11 protein-coding genes are annotated in these 14,451 nt (G+C 67.4%); 10 read left to right on the plus strand and 1 reads right to left on the minus strand.

All coding sequences use genetic code 11. The features are described 5' to 3' along the window. The 7 genes from BMZ38_RS15920 to BMZ38_RS15950 all read left to right on the plus strand — a co-directional run. A partial coding sequence (locus tag BMZ38_RS15920) for a UDP-glucose dehydrogenase family protein (RefSeq protein WP_217638763.1) occupies positions 1-1,377 on the plus strand: 1,377 nt, incomplete at its 5' end. Positions 1,378-1,496: 119 nt separating this feature from the next. Then, entirely contained in the window at positions 1,497-2,714 is a 1,218-nt protein-coding gene (locus BMZ38_RS15925) for a polysaccharide pyruvyl transferase family protein (RefSeq protein WP_175483812.1), read from the plus strand. A 14-nt stretch (positions 2,715-2,728) separates the two neighbouring features. Beyond that, a complete protein-coding gene (locus BMZ38_RS15930) occupies positions 2,729-3,616 on the plus strand; it encodes a glycosyltransferase family 2 protein (RefSeq protein WP_091340039.1) in 888 nt (295 codons plus the stop codon). Then, complete coding sequence (locus BMZ38_RS15935) at positions 3,613-4,665, plus strand: EpsG family protein (protein WP_091340042.1); 1,053 nt, start codon at positions 3,613-3,615, stop codon at positions 4,663-4,665. The genes BMZ38_RS15930 and BMZ38_RS15935 overlap by 4 nt, the downstream gene beginning before the upstream one ends. 88 nt (positions 4,666-4,753) lie before the next feature. Then, entirely contained in the window at positions 4,754-6,214 is a 1,461-nt protein-coding gene (locus BMZ38_RS15940) for an asparagine synthase-related protein (protein WP_091340045.1), read from the plus strand. A gap of 2 nt (positions 6,215-6,216) precedes the next feature. Next, positions 6,217-7,326, plus strand: coding sequence for a right-handed parallel beta-helix repeat-containing protein (locus tag BMZ38_RS15945; RefSeq protein WP_175483811.1), 1,110 nt, complete (start codon positions 6,217-6,219; stop codon positions 7,324-7,326). Positions 7,327-7,370: 44 nt separating this feature from the next. After that, positions 7,371-8,546: a glycosyltransferase family 4 protein gene (locus tag BMZ38_RS15950; protein ID WP_091340048.1), complete on the plus strand. Its 1,176-nt coding sequence runs from the start codon at positions 7,371-7,373 to the stop codon at positions 8,544-8,546. A 72-nt stretch (positions 8,547-8,618) separates the two neighbouring features. Here BMZ38_RS15950 and BMZ38_RS15955 read toward each other — a convergent pair whose 3' ends face one another. Further along, the gene (locus BMZ38_RS15955; protein WP_091340051.1) at positions 8,619-9,779 is read right to left on the minus strand and encodes a right-handed parallel beta-helix repeat-containing protein; all 1,161 of its coding nucleotides are present in this window, start codon (positions 9,777-9,779) and stop codon (positions 8,619-8,621) included. Positions 9,780-10,215: 436 nt separating this feature from the next. Between BMZ38_RS15955 and BMZ38_RS15960 the strand changes: the two genes are divergently transcribed. The 3 genes from BMZ38_RS15960 (at position 10,216) to BMZ38_RS15970 (ending at position 14,397) form a co-directional block, all read left to right on the plus strand. Then, positions 10,216-11,631 (plus strand): tyrosinase family protein, encoded by a 1,416-nt coding sequence (locus BMZ38_RS15960; protein WP_175483810.1) that lies wholly within the window; start codon positions 10,216-10,218, stop codon positions 11,629-11,631. Positions 11,632-12,098: 467 nt separating this feature from the next. Continuing rightward, the gene (locus BMZ38_RS15965; RefSeq protein ID WP_175483809.1) at positions 12,099-13,202 is read left to right on the plus strand and encodes a right-handed parallel beta-helix repeat-containing protein; all 1,104 of its coding nucleotides are present in this window, start codon (positions 12,099-12,101) and stop codon (positions 13,200-13,202) included. Between the two features lie 388 nt (positions 13,203-13,590). Further along, a complete protein-coding gene (locus tag BMZ38_RS15970) occupies positions 13,591-14,397 on the plus strand; it encodes a glycosyltransferase family 2 protein (protein ID WP_175483808.1) in 807 nt (268 codons plus the stop codon). The last annotated feature ends 54 nt before the right edge of the window (positions 14,398-14,451 follow it).

The following is a 14,451-nucleotide window of genomic DNA, read 5'->3' on the forward strand; positions in this document are numbered from 1 at the left end:
GTCACCCTGTTCGGCACCGGCTACGTTGGCCTGGTCACCGGTACCTGCCTGGCGGAGATGGGCAACCACGTGCTGTGCGTGGACGTGGATGGAGCCAAGGTCGCGCGCCTGAGGCAGGGCGAGGTGCCGATCTACGAGCCGGGCCTGGCGCCGATGGTCCGGCGCAACCACGAGAGCGGCCGGCTGGACTTCACCACCGAGGCGGAGCCTGCGGTGCACCACGGCGAGGTGATCTTCATCGCCGTGGGCACGCCGCCGGACGAGGACGGCAGCGCCGACCTGCGCTACGTGCTGGAGGTGGCGCGCAGCATCGGTGCGCACCTGAGCCGCTACGCGGTGGTGGTCAACAAGTCGACGGTGCCGGTGGGCACCGCCGACAAGGTGCGCGCGACGATCGCCCAGGCGCTGGCCGAGCGCGGCGCGGTGATCCCGTTCGACGTGGTCTCCAACCCCGAGTTCCTGAAGGAAGGCGACGCGGTGGAGGACTGCCTGCGGCCGGACCGCATCGTGATCGGCAGCTCCAGCGAGCGGGCGATCGGCGTGCTGCGCAAGCTGTATGCGCCGTTCAACCGCAACCACGACCGCACGGTGGTGATGGACGAGCGTTCGGCGGAGCTGACCAAGTACGCGGCCAACGCGATGCTGGCGACCAAGATCAGCTTCATGAACGAGATCGCCAACATCGCCGAGCGGGTCGGCGCGGACATCGAGCAGGTGCGCCGCGGCATCGGCGCGGACCCGCGCATCGGCTATCACTTCATCTATCCGGGCGCCGGCTACGGCGGCTCGTGCTTCCCCAAGGACGTGCAGGCGCTGGAGCGCACCGCACGTACGGTGGACTACGACGCGAAGCTGCTGGGCGCGGTCGAGGCGGTCAACCACGCACAGAAGGGCAAGCTGTTCGAGCTGATCGAGCGGCACTACGGCGGGGCGCTGAAGGGCAAGACGGTGGCGCTGTGGGGGCTGGCGTTCAAGCCCAACACGGACGACATGCGCGAGGCGTCCAGCCGGCGGCTGATGGAGCAGTTGTGGGCGGCCGGCGCGAAGGTGCGGGCGTTCGATCCGGAGGCGCGCGCGGAGACGACGCGCATCTACGGCGAGCGGGCCGACCTCGCGCTGTGCGAGGACGCCTACGCGGCGCTGGAAGGGGCCGACGTGCTGGCGATCGTGACCGAGTGGAAGGCATTCCGTGCGCCGGACTTCGCGCAGATCCGCGACACGCTGAAGGACCCGGCGATCTTCGACGGACGCAACCTGTACGACCCGGCGCAGGTGGAGGAGGCGGGGCTGGCCTATTACGGCATCGGGCGCGGGCGTTCGCTCGCTTCGGTCTGCGTGCCTGCGGCGGCCTCGCTGCGGTCGGCGGCCAGCGCCTGACCTGGGCGCACCGGCTCGCCGGGCGACGAAGCGGCATCCGCCGGATGCCGCTTCGCTCGGTCGCCGACCGGAACCATGCCGTCGTCCCAGCCCCCGCACCCCTAGCCAGGACGCTCCCCGTGAAACGCTTCTACCTCTCCGGACAGCGCACCTTCCGCAATCGCGGTTGCGAGGCCATCGTGCGCAGTACGGTCAACCTGCTGAAGGACCAGTTCGGCGACGTCGAAGTACTGGTGCCCTCGGTCAACATCGAGCGCGACAGCGCGCAATGGCCGGATGCCGCCGACTGCGGCGTGCGCCTGGTGCGCGCCTACCTGCCGCCGCCGACACGCTACTGGGTGCAGCTGCAGAGCCTGCCGTTGCCGCTGATCAAGCGGGCCGGCTGGCCATTCCCGATGCCGCGCTGGCTGCGCCGCCAGCTGGAGAGCGTGGACGCCGTGCTGGCCGTGGGCGGCGACAATTACTCGCTCGACTACCGCATTCCCACACCGATCATGAGCGTGGACGGCTGGGCCATGGACATGGGCAAGCCGGTGATGCTGTGGGGCGCGTCGGTCGGTCCCTTCGAGCGCGAACCGGAGTTCGTCGGGCCGGTGACGCGCCACCTGGCGCGCATGCACTTCGTGGCTGCCGGCGAATCGATGAGCCACGACTACCTGATCCACAAGCTCGGGCTGCGCAACGTGATCCGCATGGCCGAGCCGTCCTTCATGCTCGGCAAGCAGCCGGTCGACCTCAAGCCATTCTGGCCCAGCGGCGAGGGCCACGTACTCGGCCTCAACGTGAGCAGGATGGTCGAGCGCCACAAGCGGCGCGACAAGAACGTCCACGCGGAGCTGGAAGCCTTCATCCGCCACGCGGTGAAGAAGCATGGGCTGGGCGTGCTGCTCATCCCCCACGCCGACCCGCTGCGCGACGACGCGCACGGCGGCGACGCCGAGTATATGGAGCCGCTGCTGGCGCAGCTGGCGGACCTGGGCGACGCGGTGAAGATGATGCCGAACAGCTTCAACGCCGCGCAGACCAAATACGTCATCAGCTACCTGCGCTTCTTCATCGGCGCGCGCGCGCATCCGGTAATCGCGGCGTTGTCCAGCGGCGTGCCGACCGTTTCCATCGCCTACAGCGTCAAGGCCTGCGGCATCAACCGCGACCTGTTCGGCAACCAGGAGACGGTGGTACAGGCGCGCAACCTGTCCGCCACCCGGCTGAAGGAATCGCTGGAGCGCCTGGTGCAGCGGGAGGACGCGCTGCGCAACCTGCTCGAACAGCGCACCGTCGAGTGGCAGCTGGCCGCGCGCGCCGCGACGGCACGCATTTCCGACTGCCTGTGCTGAGACCGGGAGCCACCATGCACGCCACGATCGCAGACAACCCGCCCGCGCCGACGCGCGCCGCCGACACCGGCCAGGCCGCGCCGGTGAGCGTGGTGGTGCCGTGCTACCGCTGCGCCGACACCATCGCTGAGGCCGTGGCCTCGGTGGCCGCCCAGCGATTGCCGCCGGCCGAGGTGCTGCTGGTGGACGACTGCAGCGGCGACGGCACGCTCCAGCGCCTGCACGAGGTCGCCGCCAGCTATCCGCCCGGCTGGGTCAAGGTGCATTCGCTGCCGCGCAACGGCGGCCCCAGCGGCGCGCGCAACCTGGGCTGGGAAAACGCCACCCAGCCGTACATCGCCTTCCTGGATGCCGACGACACCTGGCATCCGGAAAAGCTGGCCATCCAGATGGAAGTGCTGGCGGCCGATCCGGGCATCGCCCTGCTGGCGCATGCCATGAACGTGCAGCCGCGCACGGCGCCGCCGCCGCCGGTGCGCCGCCCGGTTCCGGTGCGGGTGCTGCCGAACCGGCTGCCCTTGCTGGGAAGTCCGTTCCCTACCGCATCGATGGTGCTGCGGCGGGACCTGCCGTTCCGCTTCGACGAGCGACGCCGCCGTGCGGAGGACTTCATGCTGTGGGCGCAGATCCTGCTCTCCGGTTATCGCTGCGCCCGGATCGAGCCGGTGCTCGCGTCCTGGCACAAGCCGCCGTTCGGCGCCGGCGGCCTGAGTGGCGACATGGACGCGATGTACAAGGCGGCGATCGACGTGCGTCGCTCGCTGCACCAGCAAGGCCTCATCGGAGGCGCGCGGATGCACGTCGCCGCCGCGCTGGGCATAGCCCGGCACGCGCGCCGGCGGGTGCTCACCTATGCGCGCCGCTTCTCCAACCCCATGCCCCATCGGCGAGCCGAACCATGAGCCAGACCCTAGCCCTGCGCGATGCCCCCGACACCCCGTCGAACACCAATGCCCGCGTCATGCTCGGGTTCATGCTGGTGCTGGCGGTCGTCGTTATCGTCGATTTCGTGGTCGCCAACCGCGGCGACATCGGCACCGACACGTCCCAGTACGCCGGCTTCTACGAGACGCTGACCCAACGTGGCGCGATACCCAGCCGCTTCGAGCCGGTGTTCTACTACCTAAGCGTCGCGCTCGCGGCCACGCGGATGAGCTTCGCCGGCTACCTGAGCGTGATGTTCCTGGTGATGATGGGCACGGTGCTGGTGGCGACCCGGCGCTACCACGACTATCTGGACAGCGACACGCGCTACTCGACCTTTTTGGTCGCGGCGGTCCTGTTCCTGTTCATCTCGCCGGTGATGACCAACGCCACGATCAACGTGATGCGACAGGGGCTCGCATCGCTGCTGGTGTTCACCGCATTACTCGCGTTCTACCAGCGCCAATGGCGCGCGTTCGTGCTGTGGGCGCTGCTGGCGACGGGCTTCCATTACTCCTCGCTGCTGTACCTGTTCTTCGCCCCGGTACTGCTGCTCAAGCCCAAGCTGCAGCGGATCGCGGGGATCGCCGCCTTCCTCGCCTATTGCAGCGGACTGACCATGATCCTGGTCCGCGTGCTGGTGCCCGGCGTCTACACGATGGTGATGGCATACGACGCGAGCTCGACGTTCCGCGCCGGCGTGCGCCTTGACTTCGCGGTGTTCTCGCTGTTCTGGTACGTGCTTCCCTTCATGGTGGCGCCGCTGGTGCGCGAGCCGGTGCGCGAGCGGATCAACCGCAGCACGGCGATCTACCTGGTGCTCATGCTGCCGTTCTTCGCGGTCGGCTGGGGCAATTTCTCCAACCGCTACCTGCTGCCGGCCTGGCTTGCGGTGTCCATTTTCCTGGCCGCGATCTGCTGCGACAGCCGGTTCTCGCCGCTGCGCAATCCGGTCGTGCTGCGCATGGGGATGGTCGGGGCCTGCGGCGTCTTCTGCTACTACGTCACGCACGGGATCGCGCTGTGAATCGCCCTTCGCCCCGCCGCGCCAAGCGCCCGGCGTGCCACCCCCCTGTTGCAGACTCCCCTCGGAGCCCGTTGAGGAAGCTATTGCCATGACGACTTCCACGGCCGTACTGCAGGACGTCGCTCCTCGCATCATGTTCAGCACCTCGCCGTATCGTGGCCAGGTGGATTTCGCGCCGCTGTCCGCCGCGGCGGGCGAGCGGCCGCTCGACCCGGTGTCGATCGCCGACCTGCTGCGCAATGCGTTCGTCTATCCGCCGCACTCGATCTATCGGGACGTCAAAGTGGCCACGCTGGGCTTCGATCCCCGGCGCGACCTGCACAAGGCGCCCGAGTACTGCTTCGACTACCGGTCCTCGCCGGCACCGGCGCGTCCGGCCGAAACGGCCGTGGACGAGGGCACGCTGCTCAAGACCTACCATCGCCTGCTGTGCGAGGCGGTGACCCGTTCGACCGCCGGCATGCAGGCGCCGTGGATGCTGCAGAGCGGCGGCAAGGATTCCAGCTCGCTCGCCATCGCGGTCGCCGAGGCGCGGCCGGATACCTGCTGCCTCACCTACCTGGGCGGGCGCGAGGAAGACGAAGTGGAGTCGGCGCGCTGGGTCGCGCATGAGCTTGGCCTGCGCCACGAGGCACTGGTGTGCAAGCCGGCCCGCGCCTACGACCGCTACCTGGCGATGGTTCCGCACATGCCGCTGCTGTCGGCCGACTTCGCCCTGCTGTCGTATGCCGACCTGACCACGGAAGTCGCCCTGTCCGGCGGCGACGGCGTCGTCGACGGGCTCGGCTCGGACATCTATTTCGGCACGCCGGTGGATGCCAAGCGGCGCATGCTGTTCCGCATGGCCCGTGGCCTGCCGATCCCCGATGGCCTGCTCGCCACCGGCCCGCTCAGCCGCAGCTTTGTGGCCTGCTTTGCGCTGGCAACGCTCGGCATGGACGCCTTCGAACGTTATTTTCCCGGTTCGCGGTTCAGCGACGCGGAGGTCGACCGGTTGCTCGGCCGTCCGGTGGCGGCGCAATCGCGCCAGCGCCTGCGTGTATTCCAGGAGGAGCTGGCCGGCGCCCGCACGATCGAGGCGCGCAAGCGCGTCACCCTGGCCATCGTCGAGGCCGGCGCAGGCTTCTCCAAGGGGCAGTACACCACCAGTGCGCTCGGCCTTCGCCAGGCCTATCCCTTCTGCGATGGCCAGCTCGCCGAATGGGTCTACCGCGAGGTGCCCGACACCCACCTGATCGACCGCGAAGGCCACAACAAGCCGCTGGTGCGCAAGCACATCGCGCGTCGCTTCGGCGAGTTGCCGTACGTCAGGGCCAAAGGCTGCTTCCGCTTCGACCTGTGCGGCCTGGCCGGCGAGCGCTTCGAGCAGGTGCACGCATTCGCGCTCGAGGCGCGCGACCTGCTGCCCGGTGCCGCGCGCTGGCTGGAGACGCACCGGGGCCACATGCGCAACAAGTTCTTCGCCTCGAAGTTCTACCTGCTGGCGGTCACCCTGCCATGGCTGCTCAGTCGCGCGCATGCCGAGGCGCAGACGGAGCCCACCGAGTGACGATGCTTCCGCAAGCGCCGCGCCGCACCTTCCTGCAGCGCGCAGCCGCCCTGGCGGCCGCGACGCTGCTGGCGCCGCTGTCGCGCGCGGCCGGCGCCGCGGCGGGCGACACCGTCATCGACGTGCGCTCCAAGGGCGCGCGTGGCGACGGCAAGGGCGACGACACCGCCGCCTTCCAGGCGGCCATCGATGCGCTGCCGGCTCGCGGCGGCACGGTCCGGGTGCCGGCGGGCAACTACATGATCGACGCGGCGCGGTCGATCGCCCTGCGTTCGAACATGCACCTGGACATGGCCGCGGATGCGCAGCTGACCGCCTTGCCCAACGCGCGCAAGCGCTACCACGTGCTGCGGGTGTGGCGTGCTCACGACGTGCGGATCACCGGCGGCCGCATCGTCGGCGAGCGCGACCAGCACCAGGGCAGCGAGGGCGAGTGGGGATACGGCATCAATATCTCCGCTTCGCGCAACGTGACCGTCGACGGCACGCACATATCCGGTTGCTGGGGCGATGGCATGTGGATCGGCGCGCTGGGCAAGCGCGCCGCGGCGGAGCTGTCCATGGACGTGACGGTGCGCAACGTGGTGTCGACCAACAACCGCCGCCAGGGCCTGTCGATCGGGCCGTGCACGCGCGTGCGCATCCTCGACAGCACGTTCAGCGATACCCATGGCACCAAGCCGGAGGCCGGCATCGACCTCGAACCGCAGAAACAGGGTCCGACCAGCGACGTCCTGATCGAGGGCTGCACGATCACCGGCAACAACGGCTGCGGGGTGGAAGTCCACAAGAACGTGTCCGGGCTGGTGATCCGCCGATGCACGATCCGTGACAACGCCGGCTACGGCGTGCTGGCGGTGGACATGAACGATCTGTGGGTGGATGGCAACACCGTCACCGGCAACGGCCTGACTGGCGTCACCGTTGCTGGGCGCACCCGCGACGCGAAGATCACCGGCAATACGCTTCAATCCAACGGCACCCGGTACGTGCACCGCATGCTCAAGGCGCTCGTCTCGGCCGGAAGTGCGAAAGGCAACCGCAAGCGCGACGCCGATCTGCGGATCGATGCGAACACCGCCAACGTCCGGTCGTCTGACAACACCTTCTAGAGCGCGGAAACCGATCCGCCCTGCGCCAACAAGGACCCGTTTCGATGAAGTTCGTCTTCTACGCCAATACCGACTGGTATCTGTACAACTTCAGGCTTTCCACCGCGCGGCGCCTGCAGGCCGATGGCCACGAAGTGGTCATGCTGTCGCCACCGGGCGAGTTCGGCGACCGCTTTGCGGGGCTCGGTTTTCGCTGGATCACGCTGCCGATGGACCGCGCCAGCCTCAACCCGCTGCGCGAGGCGATGACGCTGCGGCATCTGGTACGCGTGCTGCGCCGCGAGAAGCCGGACCTGCTGCACAACTTCACCGTCAAGTGTGCCGTCTACGGCGGCGCGGCCGCGCGGATGGCGCGAGTTCCGGCCACCGTCAACGCGGTCGCCGGCATGGGCTACGTCTTCACCAGCAACGATCTCAAGGCCCGCTCCCTGCGGCCGGTGGTGCGCGCGCTGATGCGCGCCACGCTCGATCACCGGCGCTCGTTGCTGGTGCTGCAGAACCCCGACGACGCGGACATCTTCCGCCGTGCACGACTGGTGGCGCGCGACCGGGTGCACGTCATCCGCAGCTCCGGCGTCGATACCCGACGGTTCCAGCCGAGCTCGATGTCCGGCCGCGACGGCAGGCTGCGCGTGCTGCTCGCGGCGCGCCTGCTGTGGGAGAAGGGCATCGGCGAGTACGTCGAGGCCGCCAGGCTGCTCAAGGCGCAGGGCCGCGACATCGAGTTCGTGCTCGCCGGCTCGCCCGATCCGGGCAACCCGCGTTCGGTCGATGGCGAACAGGTGCGGCGCTGGGCCGAGGAGGGTGCGATCACCTGGTTGGGCCATGTCGAGGACATGCCTGCGCTGCTTGCCACCATCGACGTCATGGCGCTGCCCAGCTACTACCGGGAAGGTGTTCCGAAGAGCCTGATCGAGGGCGCGGCCGCCGGCCTGGCGCTGATCACTACCGACCAGCCGGGATGCCGCGAGGTGGTCACGCGGCATGGCTTCGACGGCCTGGTGGTCCCGCCGCGCAGCGCCGAGGCGCTGGCCACGCTGATCGCGCGGCTCGACGACGACCGCGAATTGCTGGCGCGCCTGGGGGCGAAGGCGCGCGAGAAGGCGATCGCGGAGTTCGACGAGCGCTCGGTCATCCAGCGCACGCTGGATGTCTACGAGCGCCTGCTCGGCACTGATGCGCCGCGTGACTCGATGCAGGTCCGGCTGCCGAGCGCATGAAAAAGCGCCGGGCGGCGAACTGCCCGGCGCAAGGTTGGAGCTTTCAGGAGAGCCGTCCGGCTGCCCCTTTTTTTACTTCCTGGGCGACAGCGTGTTGGCGGTCTGCGTGATGGCCCGCGTGTTGCTGCCGATCTGGATGTCGCGGGAGGTGGCGCCACCGGCTCGGGTCGGCGAAACGTAGCGCGTGCTGTTGTACTGCAGGGTGTTGTTGTGGATCTTGGCGTTGTGCGCCGTGCCGCTCATGCCCACGCCGGCCAGGCCGTTGCGCGTGGCGTGGTTGCTGCCCAGGTCGAACGGACCACCGGCGACCGCAAGCACGCCGAAGCCGTAATTGCTGGCCAAGGTGTTGTTCGCGATGGTGATACCGGTGATGTTGGCATGCAGTTCGATGCCGTTGCCGCGGTTGCCCGAGAACGTGTTGTGCTCCAGGCGGATGGTGTCCACCGGACCCTGTACGCCCGGCTCGATGTCGATGCCGGCCTGGGGCTTGGTGCCGTTGGTGTTCTTGAACGTGCTGTTGACGATGTAGACGTGCTGCGAGGGACCGATCGATAGCGCCTGGCGGCGGTTGTTGTCGGAAACCAGCCCGTTGACGGTGATGTAGTTCGAGCGCACCAGGTTGTGCAGGCGCGTCGCGCCGGCGGCACCGATCCACACGCCGTCGCCCCAGAAGTTGGAGACGTGGACGTTGGAGATGACGACCTGGCTGGAGCCCGAAACGTTGATGCCGTAGCCCCACTCGCCAGTGCGGCCCTTGTGCCTGGTGCGGTCACCGAGCAGCTTGCCGCCGACGATACGCACGTTGTTCACCTTGAACGCCTGGATCAGCTCGTAGCGGGACGAGCCATTGGGGATCACCTCGAGGGTGGCGTTGGGGTCCATCTGCAGCTTCGTGTGCGAGCGCAGGCTGATCGACTTCAGGGCGTTGATCATGTAGTGCCCGGCCGGGATGTAGACCGTGCCGCCGGAGGAGGGGAGCGCGTTGATGGTGGCCTGGATGGCGGCGGTGTCGTCGTGCGAACCATTGCCAAGCGCGCCCTTGGTCTTGACGTTGATCGTGCGCGAACCGATCGAGACGCCCGGGTTGGCATTCCACCAGTTGGAAGCGGCAGCAGGAAGTGCCACGGCAGACAGTGCCAGCGACGCTACAGCAATCATCAAGGGGTTCTTCTGGAACTTGCGCTTGGCGGTGGCCGGCTTCGCCGAAAACTGGGTGTCGTGTAGATTCATCATCAGGGGTTGACCTTCTCGTCACATGAAAGTGACGCGAACGATGCAGTGTCATCACAGTGGTAACAAGCTCAACCATTGGGTACGGTTCATGTACGTACTTACGGACGTTTTACGTATGCCTGCGCAAGGTCTTGCCGTTCCGTCGGGCGCGCGGCGCAGAGGCGAAATCCGCGCCTCGAAATAAGTCACGAAGTGCGCGGCATTCGCAGAACGATCGTCACGACGAAACGCCGAGCCCGTTTACCGCTGCTTGACGTGCCTTGCGGTCCACTGGGGAACCGCCTGAAGAACGCGCATCCCCTAAGCGGCACCGAGCCATCCTGGCATCCGACCCGCGCCCGTGCGGCGCGCACGTACGACCTTGCATGAGTCCTCGCTCCGTGGTGCCGGATGGCGCGTATTCCGTACCAGGCGCGTTGCCATGGAGGATGGATTCATGATCTCGAGAAGGCGTTTCCTGCAATCGTCGGCTTCGCTCGCTTTACTGCCCCTGTTGCCGCGGGTAGCCACGTCCACCACGAGCGTGGCCGTACGCCAGAACTGGCAGGTCTTCTGCACCGGGCCGACCTTCCAGTCGATGGTCAACGGCGTTCGCGCGATGCGCAGCATCAACGACACCACGAACCCGGCCAGCTGGGCCTACTGGGCCAACGTGCACAAGAACTTCTGCCCGCACGGCAAGCCGTACTTCCTCGCCTGGCACCGGGGGCTGCTGTTGCGCTTCGAGGGCTGGCTGAGGAAGGCCTCTGGCGACGACGCGCTGGTGCTCCCCTACTGGGACTACTACACCCAGCCGCAGATGCCGCCGGAGTTCCTCGACACGACCTCTTCGCTGTACCGCAAGGGGCGCACGGGCAGCGACGTCACCGCGGCGCTCAGCCTCGATCCGTTCGCCGACAGCGTGGTCAACTTCCCGCGCGGCATGGACAACGCCTTGGAGCCGATCATCGAGGCCCGGCCGCACAACCCGGTGCACAACCTGATCGGTGGCGTCATGGGGCAGGTGTCGGTGTCGCCGTGGGACCCGATCTTCTGGGTGCACCACGCGAACATCGACCGGTTGTGGGCGGCCTGGGTCAAGGCGGGCAACGGGCGACAGATGCCGGCGGCATCCGATCCGTACTGGACAGGTTCGTTCCAGTACGGCAGCGCGATCAAGCCGGTGCCGCGCTCGTGGACGATCTCCACCACGCACCAGTACCTCAATTACCAGTACGACGACGAAAGCATGCCAAGCTCGCTTCCGTCGTCTGGTTCGTACATGTCCCGCTCGTCCTCGTTCGCCGCGGCAGGCTCGGCGCCGCTCAAGCCGGCCACGGTGCAGACCATGGCCATGGGCACGGCACGGCCGCTGGCGCTGGACGACCGCTCGATCAACGTGGACGTGGCACTGTCGGCGCAGGACACCAACCGCGTGCGTTCGATGCTGCTCCAGCCTGCGGCCAGCAAGACGGCTGCCGCCGGTGCCTTGCGGCTGGTCCTGGACGGGGTGCAGACCACGGCGCTGGGCGACCAGGGTGGTTATTTCTACAAGATCTTCGTCAACCTGCCGGAGACGGCTGGCGTGCATCCGGCCGAGCAGACCTACCTGCTGGGCATGGTGGGCCCGTTCGAGATCAGCGTGGCCCAGATGCAGGCTGCCATGAAGGGAAAGGGCATGCAGGGGATGGATGCAGGGCACGGCAAGCAGGATGCGCAGTTCGTGTTCCCCATCAGCGACACCCTGCGGCGCCTGGCTCCCATGCAACTGGACAAACTCAGCATTTCCTTCGTGCGCGCGGACGGCGGCAGGCGTCCACCCAAGGGCGACACGATAAGGATCAAGTCCTTCCGGGTCGTGGCCGATAACTGATGTAGCGGCCGTCTTTCCCTGGACATTCCGAAGGGCGTCGTAGCGATACGGCGCCCTTTTTTCGTGTGCGGCGATCGGCGCCGGCGCCGTAGCCGGATGCAGTGGCACACGGCGACCCGGTCGCGTCGCGTCCCCGCGGCCAACGGGCATGTCGTGACGATGTCAGGCGCCTGGCTGTGGGTTCGCCAGGCTTTATGTGATGCGGGTCTCGCCCGGTAGCGCGGGCTACGCGGGCCACCGGCCCCCTTTTGCCAACCTGGTCATAGATTCGCCAGCAGGGGGCTTCTGTCGAGCTTGCTTAGCTACGTGATGATCGCGCATTTTTTGCGTGAGCTTCGCGTGACGAAGCCTTACCCGACACAAGCCTGAGATCCTGCCTAACCATGAACACTCTCGTTAAGAATCAGAAGCTTGCCGCTTCCGTCCGCGCTGCTGCTCCGGTCAAGAATTTCGTGAAGAAGCCGTTGATGCTGGTCCTCGCCGGCGTGGCCCTTTCGGCGGCTGCCGCCCCCTCGTTTGCGACCAACTGGTGGAGCACCACCCCGCAGAACGTGCAGGGCCCGACCACCATCGAAGTGCGCAGCAAGGGCGCGCTGGGCAATGGCGTGCACGACGACACTGCCGCCTTCCAGGCCGCCATCAACGCGCTGCCCGCCAGCGGCGGCACCGTGCACGTGTCGGCCGGCCACTACATGATCGACGCCACCAAGACCATCAAGATGCGCTCGCACACCCGCCTGCTGATGGACAACGGCGCCACGCTCGAGGTCATTCCCAACAGCGCCGAGCGCTATCGCATGATCCAGCTGTGGAAGGTGACCGACGTGCGCATCGTCGGCGGCAACCTGGTGGGCGACCGTGCCAAGCACAAGGGTTCCACCGGCGAGTGGGGCTTCGGCATCTACATGGCCGGCGCGACCAACACGGTCGTCAAGGCGGTGAAGGTCTCCAACTTCTGGGGCGACGGCATCTGGATCGGCGGCGCAGGCTCGACCCGTACGCATGACCTGGTGCGCTCGGAAAACGTGACCGTCATCAGCGTGGCCTCCAGCAACAACCGCCGCCAGGGCCTGTCGATCGGCCCGGCCCAGCACGTGTATGTCGTCAACAGCGCCTTCGGCAACAGCAACGGCGCCAAGCCCGAAGCCGGCATCGACATCGAGCCGCAGACCCAGGGCCCGGCCAACGCCATCCGCCTGGAGCACAACACCTTCTCCGGCAGCCGCGGCAACGGCATCGAGATGCACGACAACATCTCGGACGTGACCATCACCCGCAACACGATCACCAAGAACTACGGCTTTGGCGTATACGGCAGCTCCTCGCCGTCGATCACGATGACTGCCAACAGCATGACGCAGAACGGCCTGGCCGCCGTGGCCGTGAGCGGCAAGTCGCACGACTGGTCGATCACCGGCAACACGCTGAAGTACAACAGCACCCGCTACTCGTCGCCGACGTCGACCGGCGGTTCGCTGGCCCGCGACCTGCAGATCGGCACCGGCACCTATGCCATTTCGGTGTCCAACAACGTCTATTCCAACGCGAAGTACAACACCTACACGCACTGAATGCCCGGTGCGGATTCCGAAAGGGGCAGCCTTGGCTGCCCCTTTTTTTGTTGCCGGCGTCCCGACCCGTCGCACGGCCCTCATGGCCGCTGCACTTCGCAGTTCCGCCTGCGCGTTGATGCGCCCGTCACCGGCACTGCCGACAGCCAGGGTGATGAAAAGCGCACGCCGCATCCAAACGAGGTACGCAGTCCACGGTTTCTGCGCGTACCCGGCCCAGAACAAATGGATGAGCCCGGATCGTTTGACGGTGCTTTGATGCCGTCTCAACGATGCTTGTCGTCCGTCATGCAAGGACGACACCGCCGTGAATGCCCGGGATCGCTCTGAAGCCATTTTCGATGCAACGGCGCCCCCGGGGAAGCGGGCCCCGGCCAAGTACGCGCCGGTGAGCGTGGTCGTCCCGTGCTTCCGCGCTGCTGCCACGCTGGATGATGCGGTCGCCTCGATCGCGGCCCAGACTCTGCCGCCCGCCGAAGTCTTACTGGTGGACGACGCCAGCGGCGACGACACGCTCGACGCGATGCGCCGCATCGCCGGGGCCTACGGCGAAGACTGGATCAAGTTGATTGCACTGCCTACCAACGGTGGGCCCTCGCGCGCGCGCAACGCCGGATGGGAGAAGGCCCGACAGCCCTATGTCGCCTTCCTCGATGCCGACGACTGCTGGGGGCCGCAAAAGCTGGAACTGCAGATGGCGGCCATCCACGCCGACCCCGACATCGCGCTGATCGCACACCAGATGCTGGTGCGGCCGCGCGGCACGCCGGTTCCCGTCCCGCAGAAGCCGGCGCAGGCCCGCATCGTCGGGCGCGGCACGTTGCTTGTGCGCAACCCGTTTCCCACCGCTTCGGTGGTATTGCGCCGGGACCTGCCGTTCCGCTTCGACGAGAACTTTTCGCACTCGGAAGACTACCTGCTGTGGTCGCAGATCGCGTTGTCCGGCTATCGCTGCGCCAGGATCGAGCAGGTGCTGGCGATCTGGAACATGCGGGAGAACGGCGCCACCGGCCTCAGCGACAACGTGGTCGCCGTTCATCGTGCCAGGCGCGACCTGCGCCGCAAGCTGCTTCGCCAGGGCCTGCTGAGCCGCAGGGAGTACGTGGTAGCCACTACCGTCGGCATGGCGAACTGGGTTCGTCGCGGCTTGCTCCATCGCCTGCGCCGGCAGGGTCTTTCCCGCCCGCGCCCGTAGCGGTTGCGGGCGCCGGCAGCAATCCACGGCCGCATGCGCGGCATGTCGTGAAGT

It is taken from the genome of Frateuria terrea, assembly GCF_900115705.1.
Taxonomy (GTDB): Bacteria; Pseudomonadota; Gammaproteobacteria; order Xanthomonadales; family Rhodanobacteraceae; genus Frateuria_A; species Frateuria_A terrea.

Coding starts and splice junctions, on each gene's coding strand:
- BMZ38_RS15930 (WP_091340039.1), top strand. CDS start 2,729: ATGCACGCCACGATCGCAGACAACCCGCCCGCGCCGACGCGCGCCGCC.
- BMZ38_RS15935 (WP_091340042.1), top strand. CDS start 3,613: ATGAGCCAGACCCTAGCCCTGCGCGATGCCCCCGACACCCCGTCGAAC.
- BMZ38_RS15940 (WP_091340045.1), top strand. CDS start 4,754: ATGACGACTTCCACGGCCGTACTGCAGGACGTCGCTCCTCGCATCATG.
- BMZ38_RS15945 (WP_175483811.1), top strand. CDS start 6,217: ATGCTTCCGCAAGCGCCGCGCCGCACCTTCCTGCAGCGCGCAGCCGCC.
- BMZ38_RS15950 (WP_091340048.1), top strand. CDS start 7,371: ATGAAGTTCGTCTTCTACGCCAATACCGACTGGTATCTGTACAACTTC.
- BMZ38_RS15955 (WP_091340051.1), bottom strand. CDS start 9,779: ATGATGAATCTACACGACACCCAGTTTTCGGCGAAGCCGGCCACCGCC.
- BMZ38_RS15960 (WP_175483810.1), top strand. CDS start 10,216: ATGATCTCGAGAAGGCGTTTCCTGCAATCGTCGGCTTCGCTCGCTTTA.
- BMZ38_RS15965 (WP_175483809.1), top strand. CDS start 12,099: ATGCTGGTCCTCGCCGGCGTGGCCCTTTCGGCGGCTGCCGCCCCCTCG.